This is a genomic window from Bradyrhizobium sp. B039 (assembly GCF_038965675.1).
Taxonomy (GTDB): Bacteria; Pseudomonadota; Alphaproteobacteria; order Rhizobiales; family Xanthobacteraceae; genus Bradyrhizobium; species Bradyrhizobium diazoefficiens.
In genome coordinates this window covers 3288057-3308276 of record NZ_CP152416.1, presented here as the reverse complement: position 1 = coordinate 3308276, position 20220 = coordinate 3288057, and the positions used below count along the sequence as shown (strand labels likewise).

Below are 20220 nucleotides of genomic sequence, written 5' to 3'. Positions count from 1 at the left end.
GTGCAGGCTGCCCGCCTCCCCGATCCCGGACCGACCATCGAGGCCCCTCAGGCTCACCCGAAGCCTGGGCCGCTGCTCGAGCTGCGCGCGATCGACAAGACCTTCGGCTCCGTTGCGGCACTGTCCGGACTTCAGGCGAGCGTCGCCCCCGGCGAGTTCGTCACCGTCGTTGGCCCAAGCGGCTGCGGCAAGAGCACCCTCTTTAATATTGTCGCCGGCCTGGAAGAGCCCGACGCCGGCGGCATCCTGCGCTTCGAGGGCAAGAGCTGCCACGCCGCCGACCTGCTCGGCCGCGTCTCCTTCATGCCGCAGCGCGATTTGCTGTTTCCCTGGCGCAATGTCGTCGACAACGCCATCCTCGCGCTCGAGGTCGAGGGCATGCCGCGCGAGCAGGCGCGCGCCAAGGCGCTGAAGATGCTGCCCGAGTTCGGGCTCGCCGGCTTCGAGAAGCAATATCCCAACCAATTGTCCGGCGGCATGCGCCAGCGCGTCGCCCTGATGCGCACCTTCCTGTTCGAACGCGACCTGATGCTGCTGGACGAGCCGTTCGGCGCGCTCGATGCGCTGACGCGGGCGATGATGCAGCGCTGGCTGCTCGACGTGTGGCAGAAATACCGCCGCACCATTCTCTTCATCACCCATGACGTCGACGAGGCGATCTTCCTCGGCGACCGCGTGCTGGTCATGACCGCGCGTCCCGGCTCGGTGAAGCTCGAACAGGTCGTCGACCTGCCCCGCCCGCGCCGGCCCGAGATCGTCACCTCTCCGGAATTCGTGCGCCTCAAGCGCACGCTGCTCGATGCGATCGAGGAGGAAAGCATGAAGTCGTTCCAATCCTCCATCGCGCAGGAGAAGACGCCGTGAATGCGATGTCAGCGAGAGAGCCCCAAGCCGCACCGCGCGGGATCGAGCCGGCCGAGTGGGATGCCCGGATCAAGCTCGCGGCCTGCTATCGCATGGTTGCCAAGCTCGGGATGGACGACCTGATCTACAACCACATCTCCTTGCGCGTGCCCGGCCACGAGGACCAGTTCCTCATCAATCCCTACGGCCTGCTGTTCGACGAGATCACGGCATCCAGCCTGGTGAAGATCGACACCAAGGGCAACAAGCTCGACGACACGCCGCATGCGGTCAACGTCGCCGCTTTCGTCATCCATGCCGCGATCCACACCGCGAACCACGACGCGGCCTGCGTGCTGCACACCCATTCCGACGCGAGCGTCGCGGTCTCAGGGCAAGAGAAAGGCCTGTTGCCGCTCAGCCAGTTCGCGATGCGCTTCTACGACCGCCAGGCCTTTCACGACTACGAAGGCGTCGCCATCGACCTCGACGAGCAGGTTCGCCTGGTGCGCGACCTCGGCCCGCACAAGGTGATGCTGATGCGCAACCACGGCATCCTCACCGTCGGACGGACGCCGGGCGAGGCCTTCATGCTGCTGTATTATTTCGAACGCGCCGCGCGGATCCAGCTCCAGATGCAGGCGGTGGCCGCAGCCGGCGCCAAGCTGGTGATGCCGCCGCACGAGGTCTGCGAGAAAGCCGCGCGCCAGTTCTGGGAATTGCAGGGCGACATCCTCGTGCCCGGCGAACGCGAGTGGCCGGCGCTGATGCGCCAGCTCGACCGCACCGATCCGTCCTACCGCAATTGATTTCACCGCCTGGAGTTTGACCATGTTGAGCCGACGCCACGCCTTCTCCGCCCTCTCCGCCATCGCACTGGCGACCGGCTCGCTTGTCACGGCCGCGCCCGCAGCCGAATTGCAGAAGGCCAGCCTGCGCCTGAAATGGCTGCCGCAGGCGCAGTTCGCCGGCTTCTACGTCGCAGCCGCCAAGGGCTACTACAAGGCCGAGAGCATCGACCTCACCATCAATCCCGGCGGACCCAACCTGCTCACCGAAAACCTGGTCGCGACCGGCGCCGACACATTCGGCCTCTCCGGCGGCACCGACAGCGTGTTCGCGGCGCGCGACAAGGGACTGCCGATCGTCTGCATCGGCGTGTCGCACCAGATCACGCCCTTCATCTTCGTCACCCGCAAGGACGGGCCGGTGAAGACGATCCAGGATTTCAAGGGCAAGACCGTCACCACCTGGTTTACCGGCGCCAACCATGTGCTGAACGGCATGCTGGCCAAGGAAGGCATCAAGCCGGATGAGCTGAAGATCCAGCCGCAGCAGGTTTCGGTGACACCCTTCGTCGACGGCAGCGTCGATGTGGTCACGGCGACCTATTACAACGAGTTCTACACCATCCAGTCGCGCATGCCGAAGGACAGCCTGAAGACCTTCGTCGCCGAGGACTACGGCATCACCTTCCCGCGCGACACGCTGATCGTGGCCGAGGCGACCGCCAAGGAGAAGCCGGAGCTGGTCAAGGCGTTCCTGCGCGCTTCGCTCAAAGGCTGGAAGGACGCCTTCGCAGATCCCAAGGGCGCCGTCGATACCGTGATGGCCGCGGCCCCGACGCTCGACCGCGCGCAGCAGGAATTCATGCTCACCGAGGTAAAGCGCCTGATGACCGCTGGCGCCGCGGCGAAGAACGGCATGTTCTGGATCGATGCCGACGCGGTCAAGACCGCCCACGACTTCTTCCTGAAGTACGGCGTCATTTCCAAGCCGCTGGATCTTGCCGCCGCGTATGATGCAAGCTTCATCCAGAGCGTTCCGCTGGCGGACCGGCTGCCGTGAGCAGCCCTTCGGCGGCATCGCTTGGCAAGGGCTGGGTTGCTGCGCAGCGCATCGCGATGCCGGCTTCGTTGCACAAGCTGGTCCGGCTCCTGCTGGGCCTTGCGATTGCGGCGGTGATCTGGGAAGGCTCGGTGCAGCTGTTCGGCATCCGGCCCTATTACCTGCCGCGCCTTAGCACGATCCTGCTGTCGATCGCGGCGACGCCTCGCGCCTATGTCGACGGCTTCCTGCGCACGCTCGCCGAAACGCTGATCGGCTTTGCTTCGGGCGGTGCGTTTGGCGTGCTCATGGGCGTCGTGTTCTTCCGCGTCCGCGCGCTGCGCGAGATGATCTTTCCGATCTTCGTGGTGTCGCAGACCATTCCGGTCATCGCCTTCGGGGCGCTGGTGGTGCTGTGGTTCGGCAACACGCTGCTCGCCAAGGCGATCATCGCGTTCTATTTGACCTTCTTTCCGGTAACGGTGAACACGCTGCTGGGCCTCGAGACCGTCGATCCCAAGCAGGTCGACTTGATGCGCAGTTTTGGCGCCTCCAATCGCCAACTCCTGCTGCGCTTGCAGCTTCCGACCGCGCTGCCGCAGATCTTCGTGGCGCTGCGGCTCGCCGCATCGCTGAGCCTCGTCGGGGCCATCGTCGGCGAATGGTTCGGCGACACCACCGGGCTCGGCGTGCTGCTGCTCCAGGCCATGTTCACCGAGAATGTCGTCGCGATCTGGGCCGCCCTGCTCGCCGCGGCGCTGCTCGGCACCGTCTTCTATGCGGTGGTCGCCGCGGTGGAGCGACGGCTGGTGTTCTGGAGCGCCGAGCAATGAGCCCCTCGCTCGCATCACCTTCGCTCGCCGTCCAGCGCGGCATCCTGGGCGCCGTCCTCCTGGTCGCGTGCTGGGAAGGCGCGGCGCGCGGACTGCATCTGCCGGCCTATGTTCTGCCCGCCGTCAGCGACATCCTCGCCGGCCTCTGGTCCAAGCGCGCGACGCTCATCGACGCTGCCGGTTACACCCTGCTCGAAGCGCTGGTCGGCTACGGGCTCGGCTGCCTGATCGGTATCGGCCTCGCCGTCGCAATCGCATTGGTTCCGGCGCTTCGCAGTGCGATCCTGCCGCTGGCCACCGCGATCAATTCGGTGCCCGTGGTCGGCTATTCGCCGCTGATCCTGCTCTGGTTCGGCATCGGCGTCAGCTCGAAGATCGTGATGGTGGCGATGGCGGTGAGCTTCACCATCCTGCTCTCGATGCTGGCCGGGCTCGACCGTGTCGACCGCCGCGCCGTCGATCTCATGAAGAGTTTTGGCGCAAGCCGCTTCGGTGTGCTGTGGCGCCTGCGCCTGCCGACGGCCCTGCCGCTGCTGCTCGCCGGCATGCGCGTCTCGACGGTGCGCAGCGTGATCGTGGCGATCGTCACCGAGATGCTCGGCGCACATGGCGGGCTCGGCTGGGTGATCTACCAGGCCGTGCTCCAGATCGACTTCGTCCAGGTCTGGGCGGCGATCTTCGTCGCATCCGCGGCGAGCCTTGCCTTCTTCGGCCTGATCGGTTTCCTCGAACGCAAGATCCTGTTCTGGACATGACGCCATGAAACGACAGATGCATCTCGGCCTGTTCATCCTGGGAACCGGCAGCCACGTCGCCGGCTGGCGCTATCCCGGCGCGGTCGACAGCTTCCAGGACTTTGCGGCGATCCAGCAGATCGGCCGCACCGCCGAGCGCGGCAAGTTCGACCTGATCTTCATGGGCGACAATCTCTATGCCGATGCCGCCGCCCATCCCTCCTACACGCTGCGGCTCGAGCCGCTGACGATGCTCGCCGCGCTCGCGACCTCGACCAGCCATATCGGGCTCGGCGCCACCGTCTCGACCACCTACAGCGATCCGTTCTCGGTCGCGCGCGTGTTCGCCTCGCTTGACCACATCTCCAGGGGCCGCGCGGCGTGGAATGCGGTGACGACGGCCAATCCGGCGACCGCTGCGAATTTCGGCACCACCCATCCCGACCACGCCCGCCGCTACGAGATGGCCGGCGAATTCCTCGACGTCGTCAAGGGCCTGTGGGACGGCTGGGCGGATGACGCCATCGTCGCCGACCGCGCGAGCGGCGTCTACATCGATCCGGCCAAACTCCGCCCGATCGATCATGACGGCGCGTTCTTCAAGGTGAAGGGCCCGCTCAACATCGGCCGCAGCCCGCAAGGCCACCCCGTGGTGCTCCAGGCCGGCGGCTCCGAGGCCGGACAGGCTCTTGCCGCGCGCACCGCCGATATCGTGTTCTCGGTGGTGCAGGATATCGAGGAGGCCAAGGCCGGTTACACCTCGCTGAAGACGCGACTGCCGTCGTTCGGCCGCAAGGCCGACGACGTCACGGTGCTGCCGGGCGTGATGCCCGTCGTCGGCCGCACCGATAGGGAGGCGTTCGAGAAGCTCAACGTGCTCCAGAGCTTTGTCAGCGGCAGCAATGCGCTCGCGATCCTGTCCGATCGCTTCGGCCGGGACATGTCGGCCTACGATCTCGACGGGCCGATCCCCGACATCGCACCGTCCGACAGCTATCACAGTTTCGCCAGCGTCATGCTCGCCAAGGGCCGCCGCGAGAACATGACGCTGCGCGATCTCTACAACCTCACCGCCGCCGCCCGCGGCCATTGGGTGCTGTGCGGCTCGGCCGAGCGCATCGCCGATACGCTCCAGCTCTGGTTCGAGCAGCACGCCGCCGACGGCTTCAACGTCATGCCGCCTTATTTCCACGAAGGGTTCGAGGATTTCGTCGAGCTCGTCGTACCCATCCTGCAGGAGCGTGGGCTGTTCCGCGCGGACTATGAGGGGACGACGCTGCGGGATCACCTCGGCCTTGCGCGGCCGGCCAATCCGTTCTTCGCGGCTTAGAGCGCGCCAGCGATCCGCAGTGCCCGTTCGAGCGCCTGCAACTCGTTTGGTGTGGCCCGCGGCTGCGGCGGCCGTGCCGCGTCGCATGCGAGACGCCCAAGCAATTTCAGGCAGGCCTTGAGCCGCACCGTCGCGCGTCCTCCCGGCGCATCGCGATAGATCGCGACCGCAAGCGGATAGAGCTTCTCGTGCGCGGCCCGCGCCTGCTCCCAATCACCGGCTTCAGCCGCATTCCAGAGGCTGACGACAAGCTCCGGCACGACGCAGGCAAGGCTGACCTGGCTGCCGGCCGAGCCGACGAGATAGCTCGTCAGCAGGTGCTCATCTCCCGAGCCGAGCACGACGAACTCCGCCCGCAGCTTGTGGATCAGTCGCAGATTCTGTTCGTAAGTCGCGACCTCCCAGCTGCCCTCCTTGATCGCAACGAAGCGAGGGTCGGCAACCAGTTGCTCCAGCAGCGACGGTGCATAAGCCATGGCACCCGCACCGACCGGCGCGGCGTAGAGCATCAGCGGCACGGAGGTGGCATCGCGGATATGGCGGTGATGTGCGATGACACAATCATCGGCGTGTGCGAGCGCCCAGCTGTTGGGAGGAAACACCAGAAGCCCGTCCGCGCCCGCCCGCTCCAGCACAGCCGCCTCTCGCGCGGCCTCCAGGCTCGATTCGTGATTGACGCCAGAGACGATCAGGCAGTCTTTCGGAGCGTACTCGCGCGCCAGCTCCACCACGCGCTGTTTTTCGGCGAGCGACAGCACAAAATTCTCACCGGCATGGCCGTTGACCAGGAGTCCATTGATGCCCGGCGTGGACGCGACCGCGGCGAGATGCGCCGCCAGACTTGTCTCATCGATCTCGAACTCAGCCGTCATCGGCACGATCGTGGCGGCATGAATGCCGCGAAGGCGATCGCTGAATGTCTGCGTCATCTCGCCGGACACCGCAGCCGCGCCCGCTAATGGATGATCTGGTCGAGGAACGTCCGCGCCCGTTCGGACTTCGGATGCTGGAAGAACTCCTCCGGTGCGGCCTGCTCCACGACCTTGCCCTCGTTCATGAACACGATGCGGTCGGCGACCTCGCGGGCGAAGCCCATCTCGTGGGTCACGCACAGCATGGTCATGCCCTCTTCCGCCAGCTTCTTCATGGTCTCCAGCACCTCCTTGACCATCTCGGGGTCCAGCGCGGAGGTCGGCTCGTCGAACAGCATGATCTTCGGCCGCATGCACAGCGCGCGTGCGATCGCGACGCGCTGCTGCTGGCCGCCCGAGAGCTGCCCGGGAAATTTTTCGGCCTGGTCCGGAATCCGGACTTTTGTCAGGAAATGCATGGCGAGGTCCTTGGCTTCTGCCTCGCTCATGCTGTTCACGGTCATCGGGGCCAGGATGCAGTTCTCCAGCACGGTCATGTGCGGAAAGAGATTAAAACTCTGGAATACCATGCCGGTGTCGCGCCTGACCGCGTCGATGTTCTTGCGCTGGCGATCGAGCTCGACGCCGTTGACATAGATCAGGCCCTCGTCGTGCTTCTCGATGTGATTGATGCAGCGGATCAGCGTCGACTTGCCCGAGCCGGAGGGACCGCAGACCACGATCTTCTCGCCCTTGGCGACCCTGAGATCGACCTGGTCCAGCGCGGTGAAGTCGCCATAGTGCTTGTAGACGGCCTCCATGCGAACCGCAGGCACATCGCGGAGCTGCGTTGCACCTTCGACGCCGCTAGCCGCATTCATCGATATCTCGCTCATGCCCGGGCCTCCACACTCGCCTGCGTAACCGGCGCCCTCGCCGCGACGCGCCTCGACTTCGCAGCGCTCGACCGACCAAAGTGCTTCTCCAGCCGGCGTTGAATCGCATCCCAGACCGAGGTGAGGATCAGGTAATAGGCCGTGGCCGCCGCATAGACTTCGAGGATCTGGAAATGCTCCTGCATCAGCATGTCGCTGCGGCGCATGAGCTCCTCGACCGAGATCACCGAGGCGAGCGAGGTCGCCTTCAAGAGCGAGTTGATGGAGTTGCCGAGCGGCGGGATCATCAGCCGGAAGGCCTGCGGCAGGGTCACCCGGCGGAACGTCACCCAGGGCGACAGGCTGAGCGCCCAGGCGGCTTCGCGCTGTCCCGCCGAAACGGCCATGAAGCCGCTGCGCACGATCTCGGCGAGGTAGGCCGCCTCGTTGAGGATCAGGCCGACCAGCGCGCAGGTGATAACGGAGAACTTGATCCCCAGCTGCGGCAAGCCGCTGTAGATCACCACGAGCTGGATCAGCAGCGGCGTGCCGCGGAAGAACCAGATGTAGAAGCGCGACGCGCCCGACAGCACCGGGTTGGACGACATGCGCATCAACGCGATGCCCATGCCGAGGATCAATCCGCCGATGACCGCCGCCACCGTCAGGCCGATGGTGACGAGCACCCCCTTCATCAGGAAGTAGTTGAAGAAGTAGTTGACGGCGGCCGTCGGACTGAAATGGCTCATCGGCTCGTCTCCGTAGGTATCAGGCCGGACCCGGGCCGGCGATCGCAAGCGGCTGATCGGCCGGCATGCTGGTCAGGCCGAACTTGTCGAACAGCGCCTGGTAGCTGCCGTCGGAACGCATGGCGTTCAGCGCCTTGACGACGGCGTCGACCACCGTCTTGTTGCGGAAACCGAGCGTAGTGCGCGCCGTGCCGAGCCCGCTCAATACTTCCTTCACGCGACCGCGGCCGGTGAGATCACGCGCCACGCTGTCGACGAGCAACGCGTTGTCCACCTGGCCGGCCAGCAGCGCGCTGACGACGTTGGTGGCGGTGGGGAAGGTCGGCATCTCGACGGCTGCGCCGCCCTTCGCCACGCTCGCATCGCTGAGCTTCTTGAGCCAATTCATCTGGTAGGTGCTGACCTCGACGGCGGATGTTTTTCCGATCAGATCATTTTCGGTAGCAATTTTTGTGCCGCTGTCGGGCGCAACCACGACCGAAATCGCCTGAATGGCGTACGGCACCATGTACATCAGCTTCGAACGTTCCTCGGTCCAGAACATGCCGGTGTCGATGCCGTCGATGCGGCCCGCGGCCATGGCCGGTATCATCGCCGGAAAATCCATCCGGACGAGTTCGACCGGAAGACACAACCGCTTGCCGAGCTCGGCGGCGAGTTCCACGTTGAGGCCCTGCAACTGGCCGTCCATGTCGACGAATTGCTGCGGCGGGTTGGTCGGATTGATCGAGAGCTGCAACTTCCCGGGCGCGATCAGATTGTCGTCGGTGATCCCAGGCGTACAGGCCGCATGCGCAGCCGTGGATGCAAGAGCGAGTGCGGCGGCCGCACTCAGGCGAAGCAGTGTCGAGAGCATGTGATACCTCCAGTAAGACGCCAATGACCGATGCAGTCCCTCGCCCGGGATTCCCCTCAATGTTTGTTGGATGCGGCCGGCCGGATCTCACGACACGACAGGCAGCATCGTCTTCGCCCCCTCAAGCCGGTCCCGACGTCGGCTTGAGCTGGATTCGCATGAAGTTCTTCACCAGGGATTCGAACGGACCGAAGCCCTTCACCTTCAGGAACTCCGGCGTTTCGAACGCCCATCGTCCCGCGACTTCGTACATCGCCGCGTATTTCGGTCCGTCGCCGATCGAGACGAAGCGCTTTGCGGACAGCCAGCCGGGACAGGCGAGCAAATCGGGGAAATGCCTCTGCTCGTACCAGGCGTTGAACGCGGCCTCGTGCTCGGGATCGATGTCGACCCGCACGATGTGAATGAAGGCTTCGTCGGCCACGGGTTCGTCCCTCACGCCAGACGAATGTCGCCGGTCGCGCGCGCTGCACCGAGCGTCGTTGCGATGGCGTCGCACAACGCCGGAACGACCGGCAGCAGCGGCGGCCGCGGATCGGCGTTACCGATCAAGCCGAGCGCCTTGAGCCCGACTTTCATGCGCGTGTGCATGTCCATGATCGGCGCTGGGCCATAGATCGCGCGGACGATTGGATAGAGCCGCTCGTTGACCGCGCGCAGCGCGGCGAGATCGTCGGCGAGCGCCGCCTGCCAAAGCGCGACGAACAGATCCGGCGCGAGGCTGACGAGGCCCGAGAGAATGCCGTCGCCGCCGATGGCGAGCTGCGGCAGGAACCAGTTGAAGTTCGACGGCAGGATCGCGACGGAGGGATCGGCCTGCTTCACCGCCCGGCGGTTCTCGTCATAGGCGAAGATGCTGTCGCTGCCCTCCTTGATGGCGATGACGCCGTCGAGCGCTGCGATCTTCGCCAGCGTCTCCGGTGAGTAGCCAAATCCGGACGCCAGTGGATATTGGAAGATCGACACTGGAATGCCGATGGCGGAACTGACCGCCTGCACGAAGGCCACCGGTGCGCGCGAGGTCGCCGATGCACCGCCACCAAGCGGCGCCGGCGGGAACAACACGGCACAATCGGCGCCGGCAGCTTCCGCGAGCTGCGCCTGATGGATCGCTTCCGCGGTGGAATGCGCGATGATGCCTGAAAGCAGCGGCTTGCCGCCGATGTGCTTGCGCGTCCGCTCGATCACCGCCTGCCGCTCGTCGTCCGAGAGCGACCCGCCCTCGCCGGCATGTCCGTTGACGAACACGGCCGCGATTCCGTCCGGACAGGCGCAATAGTCGAGCACGCGGGCGTAGCCGTCCCAGTCGATCGAGGTGTCGTCCTTGAAGGGCAGCACGGTCGCGACCGTGACGCCGCGCAGGTCAGGTTTCTTCATCGGCTTGCTCATGACGGTTTCCGCCGTGGAAATTTCAGGCTCGCGCGCGCCTTCAGCACTTCGAGGCCGCCCTCGTTGCGGGCGCTCGCCTCCCAGATGATGGTGCGGGTCTCGTCGTGCTGCTCGGCGATCCAGACGTCGAAGGTGAGCGTGTCGCCGTAGAACACCGGGCCGGTGAACCAGAACCGGTCCTCGACAGAGACGCCGATCGTGCCGACCAGTTCGCTGGTGAGGATGCTGGTGCAGAGGCCGGCGACCATGATCCCGGGCGCCAGCCTGCGGCCGAAGCGCGTTGCGCCCGCGTAGACCTCGTCGACATGAACAGGGCCGAAATCGCCGGTCGCAGCAATATAGAGCGCACCGTCCGCCTCGGTGATGGTCTTGCTGAGGCTGACCCTGTCGTTCACCTTCAGATCGTCGAAGGATTTCGGCTCGTACATGGCTCAGCCCTTCGCGAAAGGAACCAGCGTCGCGGTGCCGTCCACCACGGTCGCCCCCGAGGGCGACAGCGTGCAGGTGACGCGGCAGACCGCGTCATCACCGGCAACCGAGACGATCTCGGCCTTGGCCTCGACGGACTCGCCGACGATCACCGGCGCGGCGAAATTCAGCGCGATGCTGCCGATCCGCCGCGTCGGTCCGCCGAGCTGGCTGAGGCAGGTCGTGGCAAGGCCGCCGACCGCGAGCTCGAAGGCGACCATGTTGGAGGCGCCGGCCTTCCTGGCGCGGACGGCGTCGACATAGAGACCGCCGAGATTGCCGCTGATGCCGGTGAACATCGCCTGCTCCGCGACCGTCATGGTCTTGCGGAAGGCGAAGACGGCGCCGGGCTTGAGAGGTGCGTGAGACATCGGTCGTTTCCCTAGAGCTGCAAGCCATTCTTGATGGTGCTGCGCGCGACCAGCATGCGGTGGATTTCGGAGGTGCCGTCATAGATGCGGGTGACGCGCGCGTCGCGATACATGCGCTTCAGCGGCAGGTCCTTGCTGAAGCCCATGCCGCCGAACACCTGGATGGCGCGGTCCACGACGCGGCCCTGCATCTCGGAGGCCGCGACCTTGATCATCGAGACCTTGTCCCGCGCATCCTTGCCCTGATCGATGTCCCAGGCGGCGTTCATCACCATCATCTTGACGCCGAAGATCTCGGTGGCGGAATCGGCGATGAGTTTCTGCACCATCTGGAAGTCACCGATGAGCTGGCCGAACTGACGCCGCTCGCCGGCATGCTTGCGCATCATCTCGAGCGCACGCTGCGCCATGCCGACGGCACGCGCCCCGATATGGGCGAGACGGATCTGGAGCACGCTCTGCATGATCAGCTTGAACCCGCCGCCAACCTCGCCCAGCACGGCCGCTTTCGGAATGCGGCAGTCCTCGAAGGCCAGCTCGGCGTGGCCATAGCCGCGGTGGCCCATCATCGGCTGCGTGCGTGCGACCTTGAAGCCGGGTGTGGTACGATCGACCAGAAACAGCGTGATGCCGCCCCGCGCGCGCTTCTCCTTGTCGGTCAGCGCCATCAGGATCACGTAATCGGCGATGTCGCCGTCGCTGATGAAATGCTTGGTGCCGTTGAGCACCCACTGGTCGCCCTCGAGATGCGCGGTCGTGCTGATCGAGGCGGCGTCGGAGCCGGCGCCCGGCTCGGTGATCGCCATGGCGCAGATCTTGTCGCCCTTCACCGTCGGCAGCAGATAACGCTCGACCTGATCGCCCTTGCAGGCCATCAGCATCGGATAGACTTGGCCGAACACGCGGCGGATCAACGCATCGGAGGTCTTGCCGAACTCTTCCTCGACGAGGCAGTGCTCGACGCAGGACAGCCCGCCGCCGCCGACATCCGCCGGCATGTTCATGGCATAAAGGCCGAGCTTCTGCGCCTTGGCCTTGGTCACCGCCAGCGCATCGGGCGGCACCTTGGCCGTCTGCTCCACCACGTCTTCGAGCGGCTGCACCTCTGTTTCAACGAAACGGCGGACGGTGTCGACCAGCAGGCGCGTATCCTCAGGGATTGAAAAGTCGATCATCGCGCCACTCCCACCGCCTTGCCGGCGATCATCGCGTCAATGTCGGCAGCGTCGTAGCCGATCTCGCCGAGCACTTCGCGGGTCTGCGCACCTAGCCGCTGCGGCACCAGCCGCACCTCCGGCGTCCGGCCGTCATAGCGAGCGGGATGCGCGACCATCCGGATTTGCGCGCCGCCTGCACTCTCGGCGCTCTTGAACACGCCGAGATGTCTCAGCTGGGGATCGGCCTCGAGGTCGCGATAATCCTGGACCGGCGCGTGCCAGATCCGCGCCGCCTCGAGCGAGGGCAGCCAATCGGCCGTCGACTTCTGCTTCAGACGCGTCGCGACGATCCGCGTGATCTCCTCGCGCTTCGAGAAACTGTCGGCCTCGCCGAACCGCTTCAACTCTTCGCAGTCAAGCCCTGCCGCGAGCGCCTTGGGCGCCGCCATGGAGATCGCGAGATGGCCGTCGGCCGTCGCATGAATGCCGTAAGGCCCGGGGCTGAACCAGGCGGCAATTCCGGCCGGACCGCGTGGCGTCGGCGACGGCGCGCCATTGAGCCAGGCGGTCAGCGGCTCGACCTGGAGATCGAGGGCGGCCTGATAGAGGTTGACCTCGACGAGCTGCCCCGTCCCCGTCTTGGTCCTGGCAAACAGTGCCGCGAGAATGCTCATGGCATAGAGCGAGGCCGCATGCTGATCGACGATCACCGCGCCGACAGCGGTCGGCTCGCCGTCCGCCCGCCCCGTCCGCATCGCAAGGCCCGACATCGCCTGGAGCAGCAGATCCTGGCCGGGACGATCCTTGTAGGGCCCTTCCGATCCGAACCCGGTCGCCACCGCATAGATCAGGCCGGGGTTGATCGCCTTGAGCGTGTCGTAGCCGAGGCCGAGCTTGGCCATGGTGCCCGGCCGGAAGTTTTCCATCACGACATCGGCGGTCGCGACCAGCTTCTTCACAGCGGCGATGCCGTCGGGATGCTTGAGATCGACGGCGAGACTGCGCTTGTTGCGCCCGGTCGCCAGGTGATTGACGCTATCACCCGCGACGAAGTGATTGGCGACCGCCCAGTTGCGCTGAAACGCGCCCTCGATCGGCTCGACCGCGATGACGTCGGCGCCGAGATCGGCGAGCGTCTGTGCGGCCAGCGGGCCCGCGAGGTAATGATTGAAGCTGAGGATCTTGACGCCATCGAGCAGGTTCATCGATCACACCTGGTTTAAGCGGCTGCAATGGACGCGCCGCGCCACGCGAGACCGAACGACTTGACCAGCGCCAGCGCGGCCGCGTCCTGTGCGGCCGGCAGCGGCAGTCGCGGCGGGCGCGGGCCGCCGACCGCAAGGCCCATATGGCCGAGCAGCGCCTTGCTGCCGGCGACATAGGCCTGGCCGCCGACGAACTCGATCACCGGCAGATATTTCAGATAGAGCTCGCGCGCCTCCTTGATGGCGCCCTCGTCTGCGACGAGGCTGAAGATGCGCGCCATCTCGGACGGCACCACATTGGAGGCCACCGCGACCCAGCCTTGCGCGCCCTCGACGAAGGATTCGAAGCCGAGGATGCCGCCGAACACGGTCATCCTGTCGCCGCAGAGCCGGATGATGTCGCGCACCCGCGTCACCTCCAGCGTCGACTCCTTGATATAGAGACAGTTGTCAATCTCGGCGATGCGCGCCACGAGCTGTGGCTTGAGATCGACATTGGCGGTCGCCGGGTTGTTGTAGACCATGATCGGCAGCGCGATCGCGTCGGCCACCGTCTTGTAGTGATGGACGAGCTCATCGTCGGTCGGCGTCGAATAGAACGGCGGAATGATCATGACGCCGTCGGCGCCCAGCTTTTCGGCACGGCGGCTGAGGCGAACCACCTCGCGCGTATCCTCCGCACCGGTGCCGATCAGCACGGGCACGCGCCCCGCGGCCTGGCCGATGACGACCTCCGCCACCAGCGCCTTCTCGTCGTCGTCGAGAGACAGGAATTCGCCGGTCGAGCCGAGCGGGATCAGCCCATGAATGCCCTCCGCGATCTGCCAGTCGACGAAGGCGCGCAAGGCTGCGACATCGACCTCCCCCGCTGCCGTGAACGGGGTGATCATGACGGTGTAGGTGCCGCGGAACGTCTTCATCAGGGAACTGCCGGGTGCTCGGGTGAATTCGGGCGATGGGTGCCGCCTGCGGAATATCCGCACGCTTTATGCAATCGTTTGCATAAATGGCTCTGCATTGGGCAACACCATCCATTTTTTGAGCTTGATCCGCGTGGAATAAGCTCATAGCGTTTCTGCAATCGTTTGCAGTCTATCGGCAGGTTTGATGAGCGTCACGCTCAAAGATGTGGCACAGGCGGCCCGCGTTTCAATCAGCACTGCTTCCCGAGCGTTGACGGGAACCGGCCTGACCAGCGAGCGCACGCAGCAGCGCCTGACGCGCATCGCGCGCGAGCTCGGCTATCGGCCGAACCCCATCGCGCGCGGACTGAAGACCGGACAATCGCGGCTCGTCGCGCTTCTGGTTCACAACCTCACCAACGCCTCGTTCCAGGTGATGGCCGAAGTGGTGCAGGCGCGCCTGAAGGCGCTGGGTTATCAGATGCTTCTGTGCATCGGCGGCGACGATCCGCAGCAGGAGAGCGACACCCTCACCACGCTGGTCGACCACCGCATCGACGGACTGATCGTCGTTCCCACCGGCAAGAACGGCCCGCAGCTCAAGGCGTTGGCGAAGGATGTTCCGATCGTCTGCCTGGTGCGGCGCGACGACGCAACCGATCTCGAGACCGTGCTCGCCGACGATCCGCAGGGCGCCTATCTCGGAACGCGCCACCTGATCGAGCTCGGCCACAAGCGCATCGGGTTGATCGTCGGCCGCCAGGACACGACGTCCGGCCGCGAGCGACTGTCCGGCTATGTCCGCGCGCTGCGCGAGGCCGGCATCGCCAGGGACGACACATTGATTCATGCCGGTCATTTCGTTCCCGAGACCGGTGCGACGGGCTGCCGCAAGCTGCTGGACCTCCCGCGCCCGCCGAGCGCGATCTTCGTGGCCAACCACGAGGCAACGCTCGGCGTGCTGCGCGTGACGGCGGAGCGGAACATCGCGATCCCCGACGACCTCTCGCTGCTCTGCTACGAGGACATGCCGTGGTTCGAATGGCATCGCCCCGCCATCAGCATCGTCGACAACGGCGCGCGCGATCTCGCCAATCTCGCCGTCGACCGGTTGCTGCAACGCATGGATGCGAAGGGCAACGGCAATAACGGCGTTCGCGAATATCGCGTCGGCGCCCGGCTGATCAAGCGCGACTCCTGCCGCCAGTTCGATGCCCCGCCCCCTGCGAGATCCGCGAAGTCCAAATCATCTTCATCCAAATCATCTGCGGCCAAATCCGCGAAGGTCTGATCGATGCCCTATGTCGAAGTGCTCGCCCCGCAAGCCCCAAACCAGCGCAAGGCCGCGCTGGCGAGGTCCGTGACCGACGGCCTGATGTCGGCATTCGGCGTCACCGCTGATACGGTCACGCTCTATTTCCTGAACATTGCGCCCGATGACTACGCCCATGCCGGCACGTTCGGCGCGCAGGCCACCGGCCAGCGCATCCTGCTCAAAGTGCACGCGTTCCGCCGCAGCGAGGCCGAGCGCCGCGCCGCCGCCATCGCGCTGACCCGCGGCGTATGCAGCGCCTATGGCGTGCCCGGCGATGACGTCGCGGTCTATTTCCTCGATCGCGACCGCAGCGAGGTCTCCCACGATTCCAAGCTCGCCAGCGACTGACGGGAGCACACCATGGACCGCTTTTACAGCCAAGACCAGAAAGCCCTGCGCGAGACCGCCCGTCGCTTCGCCGAAGCGGAGATTTTGCCGCGCGCCGCCACGATCGACCGCGAGGACCGCTTCGACCGCACCCTCTACAAGGGCATGGCCGATCTCGGACTGTTCGGCATCTGCCTGCGCGAAGGCGCCGGAGGCGCCGGCCTGGATGCAGTCGCGGCCTGCATCGCGATGGAGGAGCTGGCGCGATGCTCCGGCGCAGTCGCCAATGCCTTCGCGATCCCCGTCGAGGCGGTGCTGTTCTTCGACCATCACGGCACCGACGCGCACAAGGCACTGATCCCGAAAATTCTCAGCGGCGACATTATTCCTGCGACCGCCGTCTCGGAGCCCGACCATGGCTCCGACGTCGCCGGCATCCGCACCCATGCGGTGCGCGAGAGCAACGGCTGGCGGCTCAACGGCACCAAGGCCTGGGTGACGCTCGGCGGTGTCGCCGACCGCATCATGGTGTTCGCGCGCACCGGCAGCGAGGCGGGCCACCGTTCCATCTCCTGCCTGCTGGTCGACGGCGCCCTGCCCGGCATCGCCCGCGGCAAGAACGAGGAGCTGCTCGGCATGCACGGCCTCGACGACTGCCAGATCACCTTCTCCGACGTGCGCCTGCCGGCCGACAGTGTGATGGGGCCGGAGAACCAGGCCTTCAAGATGGCCATGAGCAATTTCAACTTCAGCCGGCTGATGATGGCCTCGATGGCGCTCGGCATGGCGCAGGCCGCGTTCGAGGACGCCACCGCCTATGCCCGCGACCGCAAGCAGTTCGGCCAGGCCATCATCGGCTTCCAGGCGGTTCAGTTCATGCTCGCGGACATGTCGACCGACATCGCCGCCGCGCGGCTTCTGATCCACCACGCCGCGCGCCTGCACGATGCCGGCGAGCCAATCGCCAAGGAGGCGGCGCAGGCAAAGCTGTTCACCACCGACATGGCGATGAAGCACGTCTCCAACGCGCTGCAGATCCACGGCGGCAACGGCTATTCGCGCGAGTACCGCATCGAGCGGATCTTTCGCGACGTCCGCCTCGCCCAGATCTACGAGGGCACCAACCAGATCCAGCGGCTGATCATCGCCCGCCAGGTCGAGAAGGAGGCCGCGTGATGCGGGGCGTGCAATCATGCTGAGCATCATCACGGCGGCAGAGGCCGCCGGCCTCATCCGCGATGCCGATTCGCTGATCGTCGGCGGTAATGGCGGCACGGGCGCGGCCGAAGCCATTCTCGACGCGCTGGAGCGGCGTTTCCTCGGCGGCCAGGGCCCGCACAATCTGACGCTGATCAACATCACCGGCGTCGGCGCCGTGACCGAGAAAGGCCTCTGCCATCTCGCCCATGAGGGCCTGATCGCGCGCGTGATCGGCGGCAATTTCGGCTTGCAAGTGCCGTTCATGCGCCTCGTTCGCGACGAGCTGATCGACGCCTACAATTTCCCGCAAGGGGTGATGAGCCAGCTCTGCCGTGCCATGGCGGCGAAACATCCTGGCGTGCTCACCCATGTCGGCCTCAACACCTATATGGACCCGCGCCAGGACGGCGGCCGCATGAACAAGCGCACCACCGCGCCGCTGGTCGACCTGCTCGAACTGCACGGCCAGTCGTGGCTGCTCTACCGCGTCCCCGCCCCGCCCGATGTCGCCATCATCCGCGGCACCTCCGCCGACGAAGACGGCTATGTCAGCATGGAGCACGAGGGCACGACGCGCGAGGATCTCTCGATCGCGCAGGCCGTGCACAATGCCGGCGGCACCGTGATCTGCCAGGTCAAGCGCATCGTGAAGCGCGGCTCGATCCATCCGCAGATGGTCAAGATCCCCGGCTTCCTGATCGACCACATCGTGCTCGAGCCCGATCAGATGCAGACCTACGGCACCGCCTACGATCCGGCGCGCTGCGGTGAAACGCGTGTGCCCGAGGCGATGATCACGCCAGATCCGCTGACCGAGCGTCGCGTGATCGCCCGCCGCGCCGCCTTCGAGCTGCGCCCGCGCGACGTCGTCAATCTCGGGGTCGGCATCTCCGCGATGATCCCCAATGTCGCGGCTGAGGAAGGCATCTCCGACCTGATCACGCTGACGGTGGAATCCGGCGTGGTCGGCGGCGTGCCCGGGCACGCGCGCGAGTTCGGCACCGCGATCAATCCGCGTGTCATTCTCGACCAGGCCTATCAGTTCGACTTCTACGACGGCGGCGGGCTGTCTTGCGCCTTCCTCTCCTTCGCGGAGGTGGACGCGGCTGGCAACGTCAACGTCACCCGCTTCGGCGATCGCCGCGATGGCTCCGGCGGCTTCATCGACATCACGCAGAACGCCAAGCGATTGATCTTCAGCGGCACCATGACCGGTGGCAAGTTCGATATCGGCGTCGAGAACGGGCGCCTCGCGATCCGGCGCGACGGCGCCTTCCGCAAGTTTGTGCCGCAGGTTGGCCAGATCAGCTTCAGTGCCTCGCTCGCCGCGCAGCGCGGCCAGCACGTCAGCTATGTCACCGAGCGCGCCGTGTTCGAACTGGAGAACGGCAGCGTGACCTTGACCGAGATCGCGCCGGGCGCTCGCCTGGAGGAGGACATCCTCGCGCATATGGGCTTTCGGCCGCGCATCAGCCCGCAACTGAAGGACATGGATCCGCGCATCTTCCGCTCCGGGCCCATGGGCATCGCGCAGAGCTTCAAGGCCTTGCCGGCGCGGCCGCGCAAGGTCGCCTGAGGATTGGGCATGGACACCAGCGCCCCGATCAATCTCCGTTACGAGGACATCGCGCTCGGCACGGAGTTCGAGACCGCCGCGCACACCGTGACGGAGGCCGATATTGCTGTCTTCGCCGACGTCACGCGCGACCATCATCCGCTCCACCTCGATGCCGGCTATGCGAAGTCGCGCGGTTTTCCCGCGGTGATCGGCCACGGACTGTTCGGCCTGTCGCTGATGGAAGGGCTGAAGTCGGAGTTGAAGCTGTACGAAGAGACCTCGGTCGCCTCGCTTGGCTGGGACGAAGTCAAATTCAAAGGTCCTATCGTCGCCGGCGATAGCTTGCGCGTGCGTTTCCGTTTCGTCGAGAAGCGGCCGACCAAAAATCCCGCGCGCGGCATCGTCATCGAGACGCTCGACCTTCTCAACCAGCGCGATGAGGTGGTGACCACCGCCCGCCACACCTCGCTGATCCTGACCCGGCAGGCCGATCGCGACGCGACGGCGGCCATTTGACGAGACAATGAAGAAGACGTCGGACCGGAGAACGGCTCCTCTGCCACCCACGATTTGATCGGAGTATTCAGATGCGATTTCTCAAGATCTTCTCCGCCTTCGCCCTGCTGGTCGGCCTGTCCCAGGCCGCCGGCGCCCAGACCTGCACGCCGAAGGTGCCGGCCTCGAGCCTGATCGAAGCGCCGAAGTGGCAGATGTCGATCAACCCGACGCTGCCGCCGCAGCAATTCGTCGACGACAAGGGCGAGTTGCAGGGCCTCAATGTCGAGCTCGCCCGCGAGATCGCCAAGCGCATCTGCGTCGAGCCGGTGTTTCTGCGCATGGACTTCCCGCCGATGATCCCGGCGCTGCGCTCGGGCCGCTTCGATGCCATCAACACCGGCCTGTTCTGGACCGAGGAGCGGTCCAAGATGCTCTACCTCGTGCCCTACGCGCAGCAGGCGATCAGCATCTACACCGATCCCTCCTCCAGCCTGAAGCTGGAGAAGTTCGAGGATCTCGCCGGCCGCGTCGTGGGCGTGGAATCGGCGACCTACACCGAGCGCAAGGCGCGCGAGTTCAGCACCGCGATGGAGGCCAAGGGCCTGAAGCCGATCGAGCTGCGCACCTTCACCACTGTCACCGCCACCTCAGCGGCGCTGCGTGCCGGTCAGCTCGAGGCCGCGCTCAACATCAACGAGACCGCCAACTCGCTCGAACAGAAGGGCATCGCAAAGATCTGGGTCCGCGACATCGCCGGCACCGACATCACCCTCGCCTTCCGCGACAAGCTGCTGGCCCAGGCCGTTGCCGATGCGCTCACCGCGATCCGCGCTGACGGCACCTATGACAAGCTGTTCGACAAGTTCGGCATGACCAAGCTGAAAACCACGACATTCGCCATCCGCGGCGACGGACCGACGAACTGACGGCGG

23 protein-coding genes are annotated in these 20220 nt (G+C 65.6%); 12 read left to right on the top strand and 11 right to left on the bottom strand.

What is annotated here, in order from left to right:
- From AAFG50_RS15425 to AAFG50_RS15400, 6 genes are read left to right on the top strand one after another with little or no spacing between them, the layout of a single operon-like run.
- Positions 1 to 864 (top strand): ABC transporter ATP-binding protein, encoded by an 864-nt coding sequence (locus tag AAFG50_RS15425; RefSeq protein ID WP_028172083.1) that lies wholly within the window; start codon positions 1 to 3, stop codon positions 862 to 864.
- On the top strand, positions 861 to 1652 hold the full coding sequence (locus tag AAFG50_RS15420; RefSeq protein WP_028172084.1) for a class II aldolase/adducin family protein: 792 nt from the start codon (positions 861 to 863) through the stop codon (positions 1650 to 1652). The genes AAFG50_RS15425 and AAFG50_RS15420 overlap by 4 nt, the downstream gene beginning before the upstream one ends.
- 22 nt (positions 1653 to 1674) lie before the next feature.
- Positions 1675 to 2691: an ABC transporter substrate-binding protein gene (locus AAFG50_RS15415; RefSeq protein WP_028172085.1), complete on the top strand. Its 1017-nt coding sequence runs from the start codon at positions 1675 to 1677 to the stop codon at positions 2689 to 2691.
- Positions 2688 to 3503 carry an ABC transporter permease gene (locus AAFG50_RS15410; protein ID WP_028172086.1) on the top strand — a complete coding sequence of 272 codons (816 nt, stop codon included), beginning with the start codon at positions 2688 to 2690 and terminating at the stop codon, positions 3501 to 3503. The genes AAFG50_RS15415 and AAFG50_RS15410 overlap by 4 nt, the downstream gene beginning before the upstream one ends.
- Complete coding sequence (locus tag AAFG50_RS15405; protein ID WP_028172087.1) at positions 3500 to 4258, top strand: ABC transporter permease; 759 nt, start codon at positions 3500 to 3502, stop codon at positions 4256 to 4258. Before AAFG50_RS15410 ends, AAFG50_RS15405 begins: the two co-directional genes overlap by 4 nt.
- Positions 4259 to 4262: 4 nt before the next feature.
- On the top strand, positions 4263 to 5567 hold the full coding sequence (locus AAFG50_RS15400; RefSeq protein WP_028172088.1) for an LLM class flavin-dependent oxidoreductase: 1305 nt from the start codon (positions 4263 to 4265) through the stop codon (positions 5565 to 5567).
- Here AAFG50_RS15400 and AAFG50_RS15395 read toward each other — a convergent pair.
- The 11 genes from AAFG50_RS15395 to dapA all read right to left on the bottom strand — a co-directional run bounded on the left by AAFG50_RS15395 (position 5564) and on the right by dapA (position 14411).
- The gene (locus AAFG50_RS15395) at positions 5564 to 6496 is read right to left on the bottom strand and encodes a dihydrodipicolinate synthase family protein (protein WP_028172089.1); all 933 of its coding nucleotides are present in this window, start codon (positions 6494 to 6496) and stop codon (positions 5564 to 5566) included. The genes AAFG50_RS15400 and AAFG50_RS15395 overlap by 4 nt on opposite strands.
- A 26-nt stretch (positions 6497 to 6522) precedes the next feature.
- Positions 6523 to 7314, bottom strand: a complete 792-nt coding sequence (locus AAFG50_RS15390) for an amino acid ABC transporter ATP-binding protein (protein WP_028172090.1) — start codon at positions 7312 to 7314, stop codon at positions 6523 to 6525.
- Positions 7311 to 8042 (bottom strand): amino acid ABC transporter permease, encoded by a 732-nt coding sequence (locus tag AAFG50_RS15385; protein ID WP_028172091.1) that lies wholly within the window; start codon positions 8040 to 8042, stop codon positions 7311 to 7313. The genes AAFG50_RS15390 and AAFG50_RS15385 overlap by 4 nt, the downstream gene beginning before the upstream one ends.
- A gap of 19 nt (positions 8043 to 8061) precedes the next feature.
- Positions 8062 to 8898, bottom strand: coding sequence for an ABC transporter substrate-binding protein (locus AAFG50_RS15380; RefSeq protein WP_028172092.1), 837 nt, complete (start codon positions 8896 to 8898; stop codon positions 8062 to 8064).
- Between the two features lie 121 nt (positions 8899 to 9019).
- Positions 9020 to 9322 (bottom strand): DUF4286 family protein, encoded by a 303-nt coding sequence (locus AAFG50_RS15375; protein WP_231166672.1) that lies wholly within the window; start codon positions 9320 to 9322, stop codon positions 9020 to 9022.
- A gap of 11 nt (positions 9323 to 9333) precedes the next feature.
- Entirely contained in the window at positions 9334 to 10275 is a 942-nt protein-coding gene (locus AAFG50_RS15370) for a dihydrodipicolinate synthase family protein (protein WP_231166671.1), read from the bottom strand.
- An 8-nt stretch (positions 10276 to 10283) separates the two neighbouring features.
- On the bottom strand, positions 10284 to 10715 hold the full coding sequence (locus AAFG50_RS15365) for a MaoC/PaaZ C-terminal domain-containing protein (protein WP_011086090.1): 432 nt from the start codon (positions 10713 to 10715) through the stop codon (positions 10284 to 10286).
- Positions 10716 to 10718: 3 nt separating this feature from the next.
- Positions 10719 to 11126 (bottom strand): MaoC/PaaZ C-terminal domain-containing protein, encoded by a 408-nt coding sequence (locus tag AAFG50_RS15360; protein WP_028172095.1) that lies wholly within the window; start codon positions 11124 to 11126, stop codon positions 10719 to 10721.
- Positions 11127 to 11137: 11 nt separating this feature from the next.
- Positions 11138 to 12301 carry an acyl-CoA dehydrogenase family protein gene (locus tag AAFG50_RS15355; RefSeq protein WP_039184147.1) on the bottom strand — a complete coding sequence of 388 codons (1164 nt, stop codon included), beginning with the start codon at positions 12299 to 12301 and terminating at the stop codon, positions 11138 to 11140.
- A complete protein-coding gene (locus AAFG50_RS15350; protein ID WP_028172097.1) occupies positions 12298 to 13488 on the bottom strand; it encodes a CaiB/BaiF CoA-transferase family protein in 1191 nt (396 codons plus the stop codon). The genes AAFG50_RS15355 and AAFG50_RS15350 overlap by 4 nt, the downstream gene beginning before the upstream one ends.
- Before the next feature lie 14 nt (positions 13489 to 13502).
- Positions 13503 to 14411, bottom strand: coding sequence for a 4-hydroxy-tetrahydrodipicolinate synthase (dapA, locus tag AAFG50_RS15345; RefSeq protein WP_028172098.1), 909 nt, complete (start codon positions 14409 to 14411; stop codon positions 13503 to 13505).
- 184 nt (positions 14412 to 14595) lie between these two features.
- Between dapA and AAFG50_RS15340 the strand changes: the two genes are divergently transcribed.
- The 6 genes from AAFG50_RS15340 to AAFG50_RS15315 all read left to right on the top strand — a co-directional run bounded on the left by AAFG50_RS15340 (position 14596) and on the right by AAFG50_RS15315 (position 20214).
- Positions 14596 to 15681: a LacI family DNA-binding transcriptional regulator gene (locus tag AAFG50_RS15340; protein ID WP_028172099.1), complete on the top strand. Its 1086-nt coding sequence runs from the start codon at positions 14596 to 14598 to the stop codon at positions 15679 to 15681.
- Between the two features lie 3 nt (positions 15682 to 15684).
- Positions 15685 to 16053 (top strand): tautomerase family protein, encoded by a 369-nt coding sequence (locus AAFG50_RS15335; RefSeq protein WP_028172100.1) that lies wholly within the window; start codon positions 15685 to 15687, stop codon positions 16051 to 16053.
- 12 nt (positions 16054 to 16065) lie between these two features.
- Positions 16066 to 17208 (top strand): acyl-CoA dehydrogenase family protein, encoded by a 1143-nt coding sequence (locus AAFG50_RS15330; RefSeq protein ID WP_028172101.1) that lies wholly within the window; start codon positions 16066 to 16068, stop codon positions 17206 to 17208.
- 16 nt (positions 17209 to 17224) lie between these two features.
- Positions 17225 to 18808: a CoA-transferase gene (locus AAFG50_RS15325; protein ID WP_028172102.1), complete on the top strand. Its 1584-nt coding sequence runs from the start codon at positions 17225 to 17227 to the stop codon at positions 18806 to 18808.
- 9 nt (positions 18809 to 18817) lie between these two features.
- A complete protein-coding gene (locus AAFG50_RS15320; RefSeq protein ID WP_028172103.1) occupies positions 18818 to 19306 on the top strand; it encodes a MaoC/PaaZ C-terminal domain-containing protein in 489 nt (162 codons plus the stop codon).
- Positions 19307 to 19377: 71 nt separating this feature from the next.
- Positions 19378 to 20214 (top strand): ABC transporter substrate-binding protein, encoded by an 837-nt coding sequence (locus AAFG50_RS15315; RefSeq protein WP_028172104.1) that lies wholly within the window; start codon positions 19378 to 19380, stop codon positions 20212 to 20214.
- Positions 20215 to 20220 lie beyond the last annotated feature (6 nt).